General features: G+C 60.0%; 15 protein-coding genes. 13 read left to right on the plus strand and 2 right to left on the minus strand.

Features of this window, described 5'->3' with window-relative positions; translation table 11 throughout:
* Positions 1-278 precede the first annotated feature (278 nt).
* The 7 genes from WIT60_RS11245 to WIT60_RS11275 are packed head-to-tail and all read left to right on the plus strand — an operon-like array spanning position 279 to position 7,181.
* Positions 279-1,316 carry a pilus assembly protein PilM gene (locus WIT60_RS11245; RefSeq protein WP_445207689.1) on the plus strand — a complete coding sequence of 346 codons (1,038 nt, stop codon included), beginning with the start codon at positions 279-281 and terminating at the stop codon, positions 1,314-1,316.
* Positions 1,313-1,948 carry a PilN domain-containing protein gene (locus WIT60_RS11250; protein ID WP_339584014.1) on the plus strand — a complete coding sequence of 212 codons (636 nt, stop codon included), beginning with the start codon at positions 1,313-1,315 and terminating at the stop codon, positions 1,946-1,948. Before WIT60_RS11245 ends, WIT60_RS11250 begins: the two co-directional genes overlap by 4 nt.
* Positions 1,949-1,958: 10 nt before the next feature.
* Positions 1,959-2,642, plus strand: coding sequence for a type IV pilus inner membrane component PilO (locus tag WIT60_RS11255; RefSeq protein WP_339584015.1), 684 nt, complete (start codon positions 1,959-1,961; stop codon positions 2,640-2,642).
* Positions 2,642-3,175: a pilus assembly protein PilP gene (locus WIT60_RS11260; protein WP_339584016.1), complete on the plus strand. Its 534-nt coding sequence runs from the start codon at positions 2,642-2,644 to the stop codon at positions 3,173-3,175. The genes WIT60_RS11255 and WIT60_RS11260 overlap by 1 nt, the downstream gene beginning before the upstream one ends.
* Before the next feature lie 23 nt (positions 3,176-3,198).
* Complete coding sequence (locus WIT60_RS11265; protein WP_339584082.1) at positions 3,199-5,349, plus strand: type IV pilus secretin PilQ; 2,151 nt, start codon at positions 3,199-3,201, stop codon at positions 5,347-5,349.
* 45 nt (positions 5,350-5,394) lie between these two features.
* The gene (locus WIT60_RS11270) at positions 5,395-6,615 is read left to right on the plus strand and encodes an Ig-like domain-containing protein (RefSeq protein ID WP_339584017.1); all 1,221 of its coding nucleotides are present in this window, start codon (positions 5,395-5,397) and stop codon (positions 6,613-6,615) included.
* Positions 6,612-7,181, plus strand: a complete 570-nt coding sequence (locus WIT60_RS11275; RefSeq protein ID WP_339584018.1) for a shikimate kinase — start codon at positions 6,612-6,614, stop codon at positions 7,179-7,181. The genes WIT60_RS11270 and WIT60_RS11275 overlap by 4 nt, the downstream gene beginning before the upstream one ends.
* Before the next feature lie 82 nt (positions 7,182-7,263).
* Here WIT60_RS11275 and galU read toward each other — a convergent pair whose 3' ends face one another.
* Both galU and WIT60_RS11285 read right to left on the minus strand, forming a co-directional pair.
* Positions 7,264-8,133 (minus strand): UTP--glucose-1-phosphate uridylyltransferase GalU, encoded by an 870-nt coding sequence (gene galU, locus WIT60_RS11280; RefSeq protein ID WP_339584019.1) that lies wholly within the window; start codon positions 8,131-8,133, stop codon positions 7,264-7,266.
* Positions 8,134-8,167: 34 nt separating this feature from the next.
* On the minus strand, positions 8,168-11,011 hold the full coding sequence (locus WIT60_RS11285) for a valine--tRNA ligase (RefSeq protein WP_339584020.1): 2,844 nt from the start codon (positions 11,009-11,011) through the stop codon (positions 8,168-8,170).
* Between the two features lie 244 nt (positions 11,012-11,255).
* Between WIT60_RS11285 and WIT60_RS11290 the strand changes: the two genes are divergently transcribed.
* The 6 genes from WIT60_RS11290 (at position 11,256) to WIT60_RS11315 (ending at position 15,576) form a co-directional block, all read left to right on the plus strand.
* Positions 11,256-11,702 carry a universal stress protein gene (locus WIT60_RS11290; protein WP_339584021.1) on the plus strand — a complete coding sequence of 149 codons (447 nt, stop codon included), beginning with the start codon at positions 11,256-11,258 and terminating at the stop codon, positions 11,700-11,702.
* Between the two features lie 28 nt (positions 11,703-11,730).
* A complete protein-coding gene (locus WIT60_RS11295; RefSeq protein ID WP_445207690.1) occupies positions 11,731-12,042 on the plus strand; it encodes an ElaB/YgaM/YqjD family protein in 312 nt (103 codons plus the stop codon).
* Positions 12,043-12,063: 21 nt separating this feature from the next.
* Positions 12,064-12,504: a phage holin family protein gene (locus WIT60_RS11300; RefSeq protein ID WP_339584022.1), complete on the plus strand. Its 441-nt coding sequence runs from the start codon at positions 12,064-12,066 to the stop codon at positions 12,502-12,504.
* Entirely contained in the window at positions 12,501-12,830 is a 330-nt protein-coding gene (locus WIT60_RS11305; RefSeq protein WP_339584023.1) for a YqjK family protein, read from the plus strand. Before WIT60_RS11300 ends, WIT60_RS11305 begins: the two co-directional genes overlap by 4 nt.
* 60 nt (positions 12,831-12,890) lie before the next feature.
* Entirely contained in the window at positions 12,891-14,255 is a 1,365-nt protein-coding gene (locus tag WIT60_RS11310) for an MBL fold metallo-hydrolase RNA specificity domain-containing protein (protein ID WP_339584024.1), read from the plus strand.
* Positions 14,256-14,322: 67 nt separating this feature from the next.
* On the plus strand, positions 14,323-15,576 hold the full coding sequence (locus WIT60_RS11315) for an NAD(P)H-dependent flavin oxidoreductase (RefSeq protein ID WP_445207691.1): 1,254 nt from the start codon (positions 14,323-14,325) through the stop codon (positions 15,574-15,576).
* Positions 15,577-15,587: the final 11 nt, after the last annotated feature.

Here is a 15,587-nt window from a genome sequence, read left to right on the forward strand (position 1 = left end):
GCATGGATGCAGGTGGGATTATATGAAGCACCACCCTTGTGCCCGATCATCCACAACTGACACGATGCTTGCGTCAAGTCACGGGCTGATTGAAACTGCTTGTAAGGCGTGTGCATGGCGCAACGAATTGGGGATTACTCAGGGCAACTAAGCTCTCTGTTTGAAATCCTTTGCTGCTAGCATTGAAAGTGGTTTATTAACTTTCCAGCGTCTTTGATGGGCGCATGGGGGACGGTGTGAGCTTTCTTGATACGCTCCTAGGCCGAAAGCATCAGGCAATGATTGGGCTGGACATCAGCTCATCGGGCGTGAAGCTGGTCGAGTTGAGCCAGGCTGGGTCTGGCGAATTCATTCTGGATCGGTTTGCTTCAGAGTCTTTTGAAAAAGGCTGGATTGCTGACGGCCAGATCGAAAAGTTCGACGAGGTGGCCGATGCTGTCCGCAAGGTTGTGGCGAAAAGCGGCACCCGCACCAAGTTGGTGGCGATGGCCATGCCTCAGTCGGCAGTGATCACCAAACGGATCATGCTGCCCGCCGGACTCCGTGAAGAAGAGATGGAGATGCAGGTAGAGGCCGAGGCCAACCAGTACATCCCCTTCTCACTGGACGAGGTCAGCCTGGACTTCTGTGTCGTGGGGCCCAGTCCGACTTCGGCAGGCGATGTTGAGGTGCTGATCGCAGCTTCGCGCAAAGACCGTGTCCAAGATAGACAGGCCTTGGCGGAGGCCGCCGGGCTGAAACCAGCCGTGCTGGACATCGAGTCCTATGCATCGCGTCTGGCCATGCAGCGCATCGTCAGCGCGCTACCGGGGGAAGGCAAAGACGCCCTGATCGCCTTGTTTGAAATTGGCGCGGAAAACACCAGTTTGAAGGTGTTGCGGGACGACGAATTGCTGTACGACCGAGATCAGGCGTTTGGCGGCTCTCAACTCACGCAACTCATTTCCCGCCAATACGGTTTCTCCTTCGAGGAGGCGGAGGCCAAGAAGTTGTCCGGCGACCTGCCTGAGGATTACCAGTCCAGCATTCTGGGGCCCTTCGTTGACAGCCTCTCCCAGGAAATCGGACGAGCCTTGCAGTACTTCTTTACCAGCACGCCGCATCACAAGGTGCACTATGTCATGTTGGCGGGGGGGACGGCAGGTTTGCCGGGGCTCAAAGACCGGGTGACCGAGCTCACGGGCTTCGCCTCCATGGTTGTCAATCCGTTTGAAGGCATGAAGCTCGGGTCGGCTGTGCGCGAAAGCAAGCTCCGTCGTGAGGCGCCTTCTTACCTCACCGCTTGTGGCTTGGCCATGCGGAGGTTTCTTGCATGATCTTGATCAACCTTTTGCCTCACCGTGAAGAGAAGCGGCAACTGCGCAAGCAGGCGTTTTTTGCGGGCTTGGGTATTTCCGTCGCGGCAGGCGCAGTGGTGGTGGGCTTGTGGTATGCCTTCCAGCAGCAGATGATCAGCGGCCAACAGGCGCGCAACGATTTTCTGGCCGAGGCCAACCGCAAGCTCGATGCAGAGATCAAGGATGTTTCTTCGCTGAAAGCGGAGATCGAGGCGCTCAAGGCGCGCCAGCGCGCGGTAGAAGACTTGCAGACAGATCGGAACATGCCGGTTTACCTGCTCAATGAACTGGTCAAGCAGACGCCTGAGGGCATCTACCTGACCTCCGTCAAGCAGGATGGGCAATCGGTGATGGTCGCGGGCACAGCGCAGTCCAACGAGCGCGTCTCTGAGTTCTTGCGCAACACCAGCAATCACTCCGAGTGGTTGGAGCGCCCGGAGTTGCAGGAGATCAAGGCGGCCGTTCGTGCTGCCAAAGATCCTCGCGATGCCAAGCGGCTTTACGACTTCTCTGTGCGGATCAGCTTGAAGCGACCTGCTGACGTGTCGGCCGCGGCATCCGCTGCGAGCGGCGCTGCGCAACCGACCGCTTCTGCGGCTCATCCGTCCTGAGGTGCGCAAGATGGCAAATCCGAACATCAATATTGATTTGAACGAGTGGTTTGAGAAAGCCCAGGAGCAGTTCCGGGGTCTCAATCCCAACGAGCCTGGACAATGGCCCCTGTTGCCCAAGGTGACCGCCTTTGTGGCGGCGGCATGCTTTGTCGTGTTCCTGGGTTGGTACTTGCTGCTATCGGCACAAGCAGAAGAGTTGCAGGCTGAGCGCGACAAGGAAAATCAACTCAAGAGCGACTATCAGTCCAAGGTCGTTCAGGCTGTCAACCTGGGTGAGTTGCGCAAGCAACTTGTTCAGGTGGGTGAGTACGTCAAGCAGTTGGAGAAGCAATTGCCTGGCAAAGCTGAGATGGCGGCGCTGTTGTCTGACATCAACCAGGCTGGATTGGGGCGCGGCCTCGACTTTGACCTGTTCCGCCCTGGTCAGGTGGATGTCAAGGAATACTACGCAGAGTTGCCGATTGCCATCCGCGTTACAGGCCGGTACCACGACATCGGCGCGTTCACGGGCGACATCGCAAATCTGTCCCGTATCGTGACCTTGCACAACCTCAACATTGGCAGCTCCACCGGCAAAGACAGCTCCGGTACGCTGTTCATGGAGGCGACCGCTCGCACCTATCGTTACCTTGACTCTGCCGAGATCGATGCGGCTCGGGCCGAGCAGCAGAAGAAAGCAGGGGGCAAGTGATGCGTCAACCCCATTACAAACTGCTGGCCGTGATGGCTTTGCTCAGCCTGACGGCATGTGGTGGCGAGCAGGAAGAGTTGCAGGCCTGGATGGATCAGCAGCGACAGCAGGTGCAGCCGAGTATTCAGCCCTTGACTGAGCCTCAGAAATTTCATCCTCAGGCTTACACCGGCATGGAGTCCGAGGAGCCCTTCAGCCCGAACAAGCTGACCGGCGCTTTGAAGAACGAAGCGGTGCAGCCTAATTCCGCAGTGTCTGCGGAACTGAGTCGCCGTAAGGAACCCTTGGAGGCGTTCCCCTTGGATGCCATGTCCATGGTGGGCAGCGTGAACCGCAAAGGGGCGCCTTACGCGCTGTTGAAAGTGGACGACCTGTTGTACCAGGTGAAGGTCGGCGACTACCTCGGACAGAACTACGGGAAGATCCTCTCGATCACCGAAACCGAGATCACGTTGCGAGAAATTGTGCAGGACGCCGCAGGCGAGTGGATTGAACGTCCAACCACCCTGCAGTTGCAGGAGGGTGGACGATGAAGACGAAGCTGGAGACTATGAATATGAAACCGTGGCGCGTTGCGATGGCTGGCCTGTCCTTGGCTTTGGTCTCACCGTTGACTTGGGCGGCGGCAGCCATTCAGGCCATCACCAGCACCCAGCAGGCTGGGACCGACGTGGTGCGCATCGAGTTGTCTGAACCCTTGGCTGCCTTGCCTGCGGGTTTCATCGTCCAGACCCCACCGCGCATTGCCATTGACCTGCCCGGCGTGGGCAGCGATTTGGAGCGCAATGTCGTCGAGATCAACCAAGGCAATCTGCGCACGGTGAATGTCGCGCAAGCTGGGGAGCGTACGCGCTTGGTGTTGAACTTGCGCCAGGCCACGACCTACACGGCCAGCCTCCAGGGCAAGACTTTGCTGTTGAGCCTTGCACCCGCCGTAGCGACCAATGCGCCGGACGCATCCAGCCCGACGCGCATGGGCAGCGGTGAAGTGGTGCACTTTGCCGAGAACAAGAATGTCAACACCCTGGCCCTCAAGGCCATCGACTTCCGTCGTGGCCAGGATGGGGCCGGTCGGGTCGTGATTGACCTGCCGAACAACCAAGTTGGCGTGGACATCAAGCAGCAGGGGCAGGCGCTGGTCGTCGAGTTCATGCGGACAGCGTTGCCTGAGCGTCTGCGTCGTCGTTTTGACGTGACGGACTTTGGCACACCAGTTCAAAACATGACGGCTGAACAGGTGGGTGATCGCGTCAAGCTGACGGTCAAACCGAAGGGCGACTGGGAGCACTCTGCTTACCAGAGCGATAACCAGTTTGTCTTGGAAGTGCGGGCCCGCAAGGCTGAGCCCAACAAGCTGACCCCTGGCCCGGGCTACTCTGGTGAAAAGCTGTCCCTGAACTTCCAGAACATTGAAGTTCGTGCCTTGCTGCAAGTCATCGCCGACTTCACCAATTTCAACGTGGTGACCAGCGATACCGTCACCGGTACAGTGACTCTGCGCCTCAAAGACGTCCCATGGGATCAGGCACTCGACATCATCATGCAGGCCAAGGGCCTGGGGGTGCGAAAGACTGGTAACGTGTTGTGGATCGCACCGAAGGACGAGATTTACACCAAGGAAAAGCTTGATCTGGAAGCCAAAAAGCAGATTCAGGATCTGGAGCCGTTGCGCACGCAGTCCTTCCAGCTGAATTACGCCAAGGCTGAAGAGATTGCCAAGCGCCTGACCGGGGATTCTGGAACGGGTGGCAGCGGCACCAACACAAAGACGATCTCTCCTCGCGGCAGCGTTTTCCACGAACAGCGTACCAATCAGATCTTCGTCACAGACATCCCTTCCAAGCTGGAAGAAATCCAGCAGATGATCTCGAAGATCGATATCCCGATGCGTCAGGTGCTGATTGAAGCTCGTATCGTCGAGGCAACGGACACCTTCGGGCGTAACCTGGGTGTGAAGTTGGGCGCCCTGGACATGCGCGGTGTGCGTGGTGGTGTGCCAGGCTTTGGTGTGGGCGGCAACAATCGCGTGGCGATCACCGGCACCTACCAGGGCGTGGGCGAGCAGACGTTGCAAGCTGAAGAGTCGGATGGCAGCTACACGCCCAACACCTACTTCGTCAACATGCCAGCAGGTGGCATCAACGGGGTGAATGCGGCGTCCGTTGCCTTGTCGTTGTTTGGCGCCAACTCGAACCGGTTCTTGAACTTGGAGTTGTCGGCCTTGGAAGCGGAGGGCAAGGGCAAGATCGTATCGAGCCCACGCGTCATCACAGCAGACCAGGTCAAAGCTCTGATTGAGCAAGGCACCGAACTGCCATACCAAACGGCGACCTCCAGTGGTGCGACGTCGATTGCCTTCCGTAAAGCCAGCATGAAGCTGGAAGTAACGCCGCAGATCACGCCGGAAGGCAGCATCATTCTGGATGTGGACGTCAACAAGGACAGCGTTGGCCGAATCACGACAGCGGGCTATGCCATCGACACCAAGCATGTGCAAACACAGGTGCTGGTCGAGAACGGCGGCACGGTGGTGATCGGCGGCATCTACATGCAGAGCGAAACCGAGAACGTGTCGCAAGTGCCGCTGCTGGGAGACATTCCGGTGGTGGGCAATTTGTTCAAGACACGCGCCAAGGCGTCGGAGCGTTCCGAGTTGCTGATTTTCCTGACACCGAAGGTGATCACGGAAAAGGGCGCATTGCGCTAATTATTTGGGGTGGTCGTCACTGGGATTACCAGGCGAGGAAGCAAAATGAAATTGAAAGTATTGATCGCGGCCTTGTCGGCAGTGAGTTTGTTGGTTGCCTGCGGTGGCGGGGGCGGTGATGCGGGGACCAGTCCGTATGGTGGCGGTTCTGGGTCAGGTACTGGTGGTGTGGGGGGAGGAGGAACTGTGCCAGGCACAACGGAGCCTTCAGTGCCAGCAGCCATGACATTCGAGAGTATCTCGCCAACTAATTCTCTGTTGATTCAAGGCGCCACTGCGGCAGGGCGGACTGACACCGCCACTCTTACATTCAAAGTGGTAGACCAAGTCGGCGCGGTGGTTGCTGGTCAGGATGTGAATTTCACTGTATCTCCATCGACAGCGGTAACGTTGAATATCACGTCCGCGAAAACTGATGCAAACGGACTCGTTCAGACTTCGGTAACGTCAAAGACCGTGCCTACCACCGCCGTTGTGACAGCAGTTTTGGCGTCCAGTAGTGCAGTTCGGGCTGTTTCGAACTCCCTGAATATCTCTGGTGGTGATCCTGTCCCCGAAGCATTCCAGATTGTGGCTGAAGAGTATAACCTTGATGGTCGTTTCGTGGGTGATACTACAAAGGTGTCGGCTTTTGTGGGTGATATTAATGGCAACCCCGTTCCGGACGGATTTGCTGTGAATTTTACGACTGATGCAGGGGTGGTGGAGGGGGGGTGCTTGACTGTAAATGGCACTTGCAGCGTGAATTTCCGTGTGCAGGCTCCATATGGGAATGGGGTGGCAACCATTACTGCGACAGGGGAGGCCAGTGACGTATCAGTTTCTGATACTCTGAAGATTAATATGGCTGGCTCCGCGGGAGGTAATTATCAGTTGTCGGAGGTAAGCTCCGGCTCCCCTGCGGTGCAAAACACTACATTGAGTAACTGCAAGCAGGATGTGGTCTACTATTTGAGTGATGGCGGAGCGGTTGCCCGTGCAGTCGCTAAGGGCTCGACGGTGGCAGTCGCAACAACTGGTGGCGGTTCTGCTGCTTCAATTAAACTCGGATCACCGGTTTCGGATGCACTGGACGGAGACTTTGCCCCTACTATCGTGGTCGTCAGTTATGACCTGAGTAACCTGACTTCCAGTAAGAAATGTACTGTTGGTGGTTCCTCCACAGCCAGTGAGGCGAGTGTTGACTTTTTGTTGAAAACCCCAAACGGGATTGAGCAATTGCAAAAGATTACGCTTATTTATCCTTACGCACCTCCCGCACCGTGAACATCTCACTTGTCGGCCTTCCCGGCGGTGGCAAATCCACCGTCGGACGGCAACTGGCTCGACGCATCGGAGCGCGTTTCATCGACTCCGATGCTGTCTTGGAGGACCGGATCGGCATGCCGATCCGGTCCTTTTTCGAGCAATACGGTGAGTCTGCCTTTCGTGATCAGGAGGAAGTGGTCATTGACGAGCTGACGCGATCAGATCACGAGCCCAGGATCATCGCAACGGGTGGAGGTGCTGTTTTGCGTCAGGCGAACCGTGCGCACCTGCACGATCGCACGACGGTCATCTATCTGCGCTCGTCACCCGAAGAGTTGTACCGTCGGTTGCGACACGACACTCAGCGGCCTTTGCTGCAGGTGGATGACCCCTTGGCCAAGCTGCGTGAGCTTTACGATCAGCGCCACCCGCTCTATGAGGAGGTGGCGCATTACAGTGTGGACACGGGGCGTCCCTCGGTGGCCACATTGGTCAACATGATCATGATGCAGTTGGAGGTCGCAGGCTTGTTGCCTTCAGGCGTTCAGGTGGCCGGCAACGTATCTACTCAAAAGAATGGATGATTTCCGCGCGGCACATACCGCATGAAAACAGGGGCCTGAACGGCCCCTGTTTATTTTTGTGTTGCAGGCAAAGCCAAGACGATCAATCCAAGCGAAGCCCCAGCAGGTACTGTTTGAACCAAGCGCCGACCTGTGGGTGCTGCAAAGCCAGTTCGACGTTGGCTTCCAGGAAGCCCTCCTTGCTGCCGCAGTCGTAGCGCTTGCCTTCGTAGCGGTAGGCATACACCTTCTCGCTACGCAGCAGGCCCGCAATGCCATCGGTCAATTGAATCTCGTTGCCCACGCCACGCGGTTGTTGCCGGATTTGTTCGAACACGGCCGGGGTGAGGATGTAACGACCAGCGACACCGAGACGTGAGGGCGCGACCTCCGGGGCGGGTTTCTCGACGATCTGTGAGACGTCCATGACGCGATCACTCTGCATTTGACCGGCCACGATGCCATACCGCTTGGTGTGCTCCGCAGGTACTTCCTGCACAGCGAGAATCGACCCCTGCAGGTCTTCAAACTGTTGCACCATCTGCTTGAGAACGCTGGTCTCGCCCACCATCAGGTCGTCAGCCAGCAGCACAGCGAATGGCTCGCCACGCACCAGGCGTTCACCACACAGTACGGCGTGTCCCAGGCCCAAGCTTTTTGGCTGGCGCACGAACACACACTCCATGTCGGAGGGTTTGATGGAATGCACTAGTTCCAGCAGTTCGTTCTTGCCGGCTTGCGCCAGTTCGTGCTCCAACTCGAATGCCGTGTCGAAATGGTCTTCGATGGCGCGCTTGTGGCGGCCGGTCACGAAGATCATTTCACGGATGCCAGCGTCATAGGCCTCTTCCACGGCGTACTGGATCAGCGGCTTGTCCACGACGGGCAGCATTTCCTTCGGCTGCGCCTTGGTGGCCGGCAGAAAACGGGTGCCCAGGCCTGCGACGGGGAAGATGGCTTTGGTGATGCTCACAGATCGAATCCTTTGAAACTGCTCAAGGTTGGCATCAACCCAGGCGGTTGAACTGCTGTTGCACACGCTCCAGCGTGGCGCCGAAGTCGGCCAGGCGCTGCTTTTCTTGTTCGACCACGGCGGCGGGGGCGCGGGCCACAAAGCTCTCGTTGCCCAGCTTGGCTTGTGCTTTGGCGATCTCGCCTTCCAGGCGTTTGATCTCCTTGGTCAGGCGCTCCTTTTCGGCGGCCACGTCGATTTCGACGTGCAGTGCCAAGCGGGCGTCGCCTTGCACGGCGACGGGTGCCAGGGCAGTGGCTTCGGCAAAAGCAAGCTCGTCCAGCAACTTGACTTCGCTGAGCTTGCCTAGCGCCTTGAGCACCGGCGCGGCCTGAGCGATGAACTCGGCATCACCGGTGACCAGTAGCGGCATGCGCTCAGCGGGCGAGAGGTTCATCTCGCTGCGCAGGTTGCGGGTGGTGCCGACGATGGCCTTGAGCTTGGCCATCCAGGCGTCCGATTCCCCGCAGATCTTGCTGAGCTCCGCTTGAGGGTAGGGCGCCACCACGATGGTGTCGTCCGAATCTGCGGCCTTGCGACCGGCCACCGGAGCCACGACCTGCCAGAGCTCTTCGGTGATGAAAGGGGTGATGGGGTGCAGCAGGCGCAGCACGGTTTCCAGTACACGGATCAGGGTGCGGCGGGTGGCGCGTGCCTGGGCTTCGTTGCCGCTGTCCTTGGCCGCATTGAGCTGAGCCTTGGCTATTTCGATGTACCAGTCGCAGTACTCGTCCCACACGAACTGGTAGATGGCGTTGGCGACGTTGTCCAGGCGGAACTCGGTGAAGCCTTGTTCGACGGCGGCCTCCACACGTTGCAGCTCGGACACGATCCAGCGGTCAGCGGGGCTGAAGTCAAGGTAACCGTTGGCGGCGCACTGGCCGGGCACGTGCGAATCCAGGCCGCAGTCCTGGCCTTCGGTGTTCATCAGCACAAACTTGGTGGCATTCCACAGCTTGTTGCAGAAGTTGCGGTAGCCCTCGCAGCGCTTGCTGTCGAAGTTGATGCTGCGGCCCAGGCTGGCGAGTGCGGCGAAGGTGAAGCGCAGCGCGTCGGCACCGTAGCCGGGGATGCCGTCCGGGAACTCCTTCTCGGTGTTTTTGCGAACCTTGGGAGCTGTTTCGGGCTTGCGCAGGCCAGTGGTGCGCTTCTCCAGCAGCGGCGCCAGTTCAATGCCGTCGATCAGGTCGACAGGGTCGAGCACGTTGCCTTCGGACTTGGACATCTTCTGGCCTTGGGCGTCGCGAACCAAGCCGTGAATGTAGACGTGCTTGAATGGCACCTTGCCGGTGAAGTGCTTGGTCATCATGATCATCCGGGCCACCCAGAAGAAGATGATGTCGTAGCCGGTGACGAGCACGGACGAGGGCAGGAACAGGTCCATTTCCTTGGTCTGCTCAGGCCAGCCCAGGGTGGAGAAGGGCACCAGCGCGGACGAGTACCAGGTGTCGAGCACGTCTTCGTCGCGGGTCAGCTCGCCCTCGTAGCCGGCGGCCTTGGCGCGGGTGCGTGCTTCGTCTTCGTTGCGGGCGACGAAGATTTCACCGTTGCTGCCGTACCAGGCGGGGATCTGATGGCCCCACCACAGTTGGCGCGAGATGCACCAGTCTTGGATGTTCTTCATCCACTGGTTGTAGGTGTTGACCCAGTTTTCGGGCACGAACTTCACGTCGCCCGATTCCACGGCTTCGATCGCTTGCTCGGCGATGGACTTGCCTTGTGCGCCGGGCTTGGTCATGGCGACGAACCATTGGTCGGTCAGCATGGGCTCGATGATCTGGCCGGTGCGGGCGCAGCGGGGTACCATCAACTTGTGCTTCTTGATCTCGACCAGCAGGCCTTCGGCTTCGAGTTGAGCGACCAGGGCCTTGCGGGCCACGAAGCGGTCCAGGCCACGGTAGGCCTCGGGGATCTCGGGCAGGTGCGACACCACCTGCGCGTCGAGCGTGAAGATGGTGATCATCGGCAGGCTGTGACGCTGGCCGACCTGGTAGTCGTTCGTGTCATGGGCCGGGGTGACCTTGACGACGCCGGTGCCGAAATCTTTGTCGACGTGTTCGTCGGCGATCACGGGCACGAGGCGGCCGGTGATGGGCAGCTTGACCAGTTTGCCGATCAGATGCTGATAGCGCTCGTCTTCGGGATGAACCATGACGGCGGTGTCGCCCAGCATGGTCTCGGGACGGGTGGTGGCCACGACCAGGGTCTCATCGCTGCCATCGATCGGATAGCGGATGTGCCACATCGAGCCGTCTTCTTCCTCGCTTTCGACTTCGAGGTCGGAGACGGCGGACTTCAGGATCGGGTCCCAGCTGACCAAGCGCTTGCCACGGTAGATCAGGCCTTCTTCGTAGAGCTTGACGAAGGTCTCGGACACCACCTTGGACAGCTTGTCGTCCATGGTGAAGTACTCGTGTTCCCACGAGACCGAGTCGCCCATGCGGCGCATCTGTTGGGTGATGGTTGAGCCGGATTGCTCCTTCCACTCCCAGATCTTGGCGACGAAGTTCTTGCGGCCCAGGTCGTGGCGGTTTTGGCCCTTCTCCTGCAGCTGGCGCTCCACCACGATCTGCGTGGCGATGCCGGCGTGGTCGGTGCCTGGGATCCACAGGGTGTTGTGGCCCTTCATGCGGTGGTAACGCGTCAACGAGTCCATGATGGTCTGGTTGAAGGCGTGGCCCATGTGCAGCGTGCCGGTCACGTTGGGGGGCGGCAGCTGGATGCAAAAGGACGGCTTGGACTCGTCGAGCGTGGGCTTGTACAGGCCACGTTGTTCCCACTGGGGACCGTATTTGGCTTCAATGGGAGCGGGATCGAAAGATTTGGCGAGTTCGGTCATGGTGTGGGTCGGCAGGGCGCACCGGTGTGGCGCAGCAGTCTCAGCAGCAACGTGTCATTTTAGGTGCAGGCGTGGGTGTTGCCGCGCCGCTGCGTCACCTCTTGTTTCATGATCTGGATCAGGTTTCTGGACATTTCAGATCATGGTGTCATCATGTGGACTTGGCGCGAGCGGGTGATGGTCATAGGATGGGCATGAAGCCAGTCCACGATTGAGTGGCTGGCATGAGGTCACGGAGGTGCGCATGTACGAACATTTGTTGGTGCCGGTGGATGGCAGCGAGTTGTGCGACAAAGCGATTGAGCACAGCATTGGGCTGGCCAAGATGCTGGGGGCGTCGATCACGGGCTTCACGGCGGAGCCTCCGTTGCCCGTGCTGGTCGTCGAACAGGCTGCCGTGGCTTATGACGTGGAGACCTTTCAGGAGCATGAGAAGCGCTGTGAGGCGCATGCCCGCGAGATCTTGCTGGCCTTTGCCGAGAAGGCACGCCAGGCGGGTGTGGCTTTCGATGGTCAGTTCGTCATCACGGACAACGTGCAGCAGGCGATTGCCGACATGGCTGCGCAGCGGGGCTGTGATCTGATCGTGATGGCGTCACATGGACGCCACGGCTTGGATGCGCTGATCCATGGTTCGTTGACCAAGAGCGTGCTGGCGCACACCCAGGTGCCGCTGCTGGTGCTGCATTGATTTCTTTCCAACCCACAAGGAGTTGACCATGAGCGAACTGACCTCGATCCAGAAAGAGAAGCTGATGAGCGATCTGAAGCTGGTGATGGCCGATGCCGAGGCCCTGCTGGCTGCAACGGCGAATGACGCCAGCGGTGGCATTGCCGAACTGCGCACGCGTGTGCAGGCGACGCTGTCTCAGGCCAAGGATGGTCTGATCGATGCTCAGGCTGCTGTCGTCGACAAGGCCAAGGCCGCGGCGAAAGCCACCGACGGGTATGTGCACGACAACCCCTGGAAGTCGGTGAGCATTGCCGCCGGTGTGGGATTGTTGGTCGGCATCCTGATCGGGCGTCGTTGATTTCACGGTGTTGAGCCCAGCATGACCGATTCGTCCAACGGGACTTCATCGCAAGGGCGAGGGCTGGGCGCTTCGCTGCAAGGTTTGATGGCCACGTTGTTGGCCATCTTGCACACGCGGCTGGAGTTGCTCGCCACCGAAATCGAGGAAGAGAAGCGGCGCGTTCTCGCCACGGTGGCTTGGGGCGCGGTGGCTGTCTTGGTCGGTTGCTTTACTTTGGCTTTCGCCGCGGTGTTCATCACCGTGCTGTTTTGGGACAGCCACCGGCTCTGGGTGCTGGGCATGATGACCTTGGCCTTTGGCGCGATCAGCGCTTGGGCGATGCACCGGGTCAAGACGCTGATGCGGGAGTCGGGCGCGATGTTGTCCGCCACGCTGTCGGAGTTGGATGCAGATCGGCGGGCATTGATGCCGACGCCTGCGGTTGATGCCGCTCCTTCTAGCGCGAAGGAGTCGTCGTGAGCCGGTCATCACATGACGATCTGCGCTTGCGCAAGCTGATGTTGCAGCAGCGCAGCGCGGTGCAGCGGCAGATCCTGGGGATTCAGTCGCGGCAGTTGCTGGCCCCGGTCGTGCAAACGGTGGGGCGTGTGAAGGCCGGCGGGCAATGGGTGCGGGAGCATCCTGCCTTGGTGGCGGGTTTGGCGGCGGTGCTGGTGGCGTGGCGACCGAAGGCCGTGTTGGGCTTGGCGGCTCGCTCGCTGGGGCTGTGGTCGACCGTGCGGCGGGTGTTGCCCGTGGCCGTCCGTTTATGGGCCCAGTGGCAGCAACGTTCGAGCCAGCGCTGAGATACAGCCGATGCTGACCGGCGCGTCGGCTCAAGGTATTCGCAAGAAGGAGTGCGTGCGATGCACATGACGTTCTATGGCGCGACCAACACGGTCACGGGTTCCCGGACGCTGGTGGAGGTGGCTGGCAAGCGCTTGCTGGTGGATTGCGGACTGTTCCAGGGCTTCAAGGCACTACGTGAGCGCAATTGGGACGAGTTGCCGTTTGATCCTCGCAGTCTGGACGCGGTGTTGCTGACCCACGCACACATTGACCACAGCGGTGCTTTGCCCTTGCTGATGCGCAACGGTTTCAAGGGACCGGTCTGGACGACGTCGGCGTCGGCGGATTTGTGCGAAATCCTCTTGATGGACACGGCCCATTTGCAGGAGGAAGAGGCGCGTTATCGCAATCGACACAAGGCCACGCGCCATGAGCCGGCCGAGCCCTTGTACACGGTGCGCGATGCGCAACTGTGCCTGTCGCATCTGAAGCGGGTACCGCAAGGCGGGGTCATTGAATTGGGCGACGATGTGCGGGTGAGGTTCACGCGGGCGGGGCACATCCTGGGCGCGTCCAGTGTCCACATCGAGCATCGCGGCAAGTCGGTTCTTTTCTCGGGGGACTTGGGGCGTGATGACGACCTGGTCATGTACCCCCCGGATACCGGTCAGCAAGCGGATTGGGTGGTGGTGGAGTCCACCTACGGCGACCGCTTGCACCCGGCCACCGATGCGATCGACAAGTTGGGCGACATCATTCGTCGCACGGCGGCCCGGGGCGGGGTCGTGCTGATTCCAGCTTTTGCGGTGGGGCGCTCTCAGGGCCTGATGTATGCGCTGTATCGACTCAAGCAGGCGCGTGCGATTCCGGATCTGCCCATCGTGCTCGACAGCCCGATGGCGATTTCGGCCACCGAGGTGTACGACCGCCATCACGAGGAGCATCGCCTCACGCCCGAGGAGGTCCAAGGCATCCGTGACATGACGCGTTTTGTGCGCACGGTGGACGAGTCCAAGGCCCTGTTGAGGCAGCGCTACCCGATGGTCATCATCGCTGGCAGTGGCATGGTCACGGGTGGTCGCATCTTGCATCACCTGGCTTACTACGGTCAGCACTCGCGCAACACGGTGGTGTTGAGTGGGTTCCAGGCAGGTGGTACACGGGGCGCGGCCTTGGCGGCCGGTGCCACCTCGCTCAAGATGTTTGGCGAGTACGTGCCCATCCGTGCGGAGGTGGCGCAGATCGAGGGCCTGTCGGCGCACGCGGACCAGGCAGATTTGCTCCACTGGTTGGGGGCTCTGGGCAAGAAACCTCAGCAGGTGTTTGTCACGCACGGCGAGCCCCAATCGGCGGACACCCTGCGCTTGCAGATCAAGGAAAAGCTGGGCTGGAAAGCACGGGTGCCCGATTACCGTGAAACGTTCAAGCTGGACGAGACTTGACCTGACGCAAGACCTTGCTGGCGTCAGGCGACTACCTTCGGGTTCCTGTTTGTGATGGAACCCGACCATGTCTGCCAATCTTGCCGAGCCTCTCACCCTGACTTCTGCTTACATGGACGAGGCCTTGGCCGCTCAGTTGAGCGACAGTGGGCTGAAGTCCATGACGCTGGGTGGGCGTGAGTTGCTGCCCATCGTGCAAGGCGGCATGGGCGTGGGCGTGTCGGCGCACCGCTTGGCGGGCACCGTGGCAGCCATGGGCGGCGTGGGCACCTTGTCGGCGGTCGATGCGCGCCGGCACCATCCTGATCTGATGGCTCGCACCGAAGGGCTGTCCAGCCGTATTGGTCAAGACGAAGACACCCGTCGTCAGGTTGACGCCGCCAACCGCGAGGCTGTGGCACGCGAGATCCGTGCAGCGCGCGATGAATCGCAGGGGCGGGGGCTGATTGCCATGAACGTGATGCGTGCCGTCAGCGATTACGCAGGCTATGTGACCGCCTCGCTGGAAGCTGGTGTCGATGCGGTCGTGGTGGGGGCGGGCCTGCCGCTGGACCTGCCCGACTTGGCGCAAGATCACCCGAATGCGCTTCTGATTCCCATTTTGTCGGACGCTCGTGGGGTGCAACTCATCGTCAAAAAATGGGAGCGCAAGAAGCGCTTGCCCGATGCCATCGTGATCGAGCATCCACGTTTGGCAGGGGGGCATCTGGGCGCGGCCAAGATTGCCGACCTGAACGATCCGCGCTTTGACTTCGAGCGGGTGATTCCCGAGTCGCTGGCCTTTCTGCGTTCGGCCGGCATCGAGAAAGAGATACCGCTGATTGCGGCGGGTGGCATTCGCTCTCATGCCGACATTCAGCGCGTGCAGTCGCTGGGTGCCGCTGGCGTGCAGTTGGGGACACCCTTTGCAGTGACCGAAGAGGGCGATGCTCATCCTGAGTTCAAGCGCGTGCTGGCCGAAGCGCGCGACGAGGACATGGTGGAGTTCACCAGCGTGGCCGGTTTGCCTGCGCGTGCGGTGGCCACGCCCTGGCTCAAGGCCTATCTGAAGATCGAGGACCGCTTGCAGGCCGTGGTGCACGCCAAGAACCGCTGCACCAAGGCGTTTGACTGCCTGGCGCAGTGTGGCCTGCGCGATGGCCTGGCCGGTTGGGGGCAGTTCTGCATCGACAACCAGCTGGCTGCCGCCCTGCGTGGTGACCTGAAAAAGGGTTTGTTCTTCCGTGGCGTGGGCGAGTTGCCCTTCGGGTCGCAAATCCGCTCGGTGCGCGAATTGATGGAGCGTCTGCTGACCCGTTCGGTGGCTTTGCGCGCGGTCTGATCACGACCGGG

The sequence above is a fragment of the Aquabacterium sp. G14 genome, from assembly GCF_037482285.1.
GTDB lineage: Bacteria > Pseudomonadota > Gammaproteobacteria > Burkholderiales > Burkholderiaceae_C > Aquabacterium.

Excerpts from the sequence above, each read along its gene's own strand:
- WIT60_RS11285 (WP_339584020.1), bottom strand. The coding sequence starts at position 11,011 with ATGACCGAACTCGCCAAATCTTTCGATCCCGCTCCCATTGAAGCCAAA.
- WIT60_RS11290 (WP_339584021.1), top strand. The coding sequence starts at position 11,256 with ATGTACGAACATTTGTTGGTGCCGGTGGATGGCAGCGAGTTGTGCGAC.
- WIT60_RS11260 (WP_339584016.1), top strand. The coding sequence starts at position 2,642 with ATGCGTCAACCCCATTACAAACTGCTGGCCGTGATGGCTTTGCTCAGC.
- WIT60_RS11270 (WP_339584017.1), top strand. The coding sequence starts at position 5,395 with ATGAAATTGAAAGTATTGATCGCGGCCTTGTCGGCAGTGAGTTTGTTG.
- WIT60_RS11250 (WP_339584014.1), top strand. The coding sequence starts at position 1,313 with ATGATCTTGATCAACCTTTTGCCTCACCGTGAAGAGAAGCGGCAACTG.
- WIT60_RS11245 (WP_445207689.1), top strand. The coding sequence starts at position 279 with ATGATTGGGCTGGACATCAGCTCATCGGGCGTGAAGCTGGTCGAGTTG.
- WIT60_RS11310 (WP_339584024.1), top strand. The coding sequence starts at position 12,891 with ATGCACATGACGTTCTATGGCGCGACCAACACGGTCACGGGTTCCCGG.
- WIT60_RS11300 (WP_339584022.1), top strand. The coding sequence starts at position 12,064 with ATGACCGATTCGTCCAACGGGACTTCATCGCAAGGGCGAGGGCTGGGC.
- WIT60_RS11295 (WP_445207690.1), top strand. The coding sequence starts at position 11,731 with ATGAGCGAACTGACCTCGATCCAGAAAGAGAAGCTGATGAGCGATCTG.
- WIT60_RS11265 (WP_339584082.1), top strand. The coding sequence starts at position 3,199 with ATGAAACCGTGGCGCGTTGCGATGGCTGGCCTGTCCTTGGCTTTGGTC.
- WIT60_RS11315 (WP_445207691.1), top strand. The coding sequence starts at position 14,323 with ATGTCTGCCAATCTTGCCGAGCCTCTCACCCTGACTTCTGCTTACATG.
- WIT60_RS11255 (WP_339584015.1), top strand. The coding sequence starts at position 1,959 with ATGGCAAATCCGAACATCAATATTGATTTGAACGAGTGGTTTGAGAAA.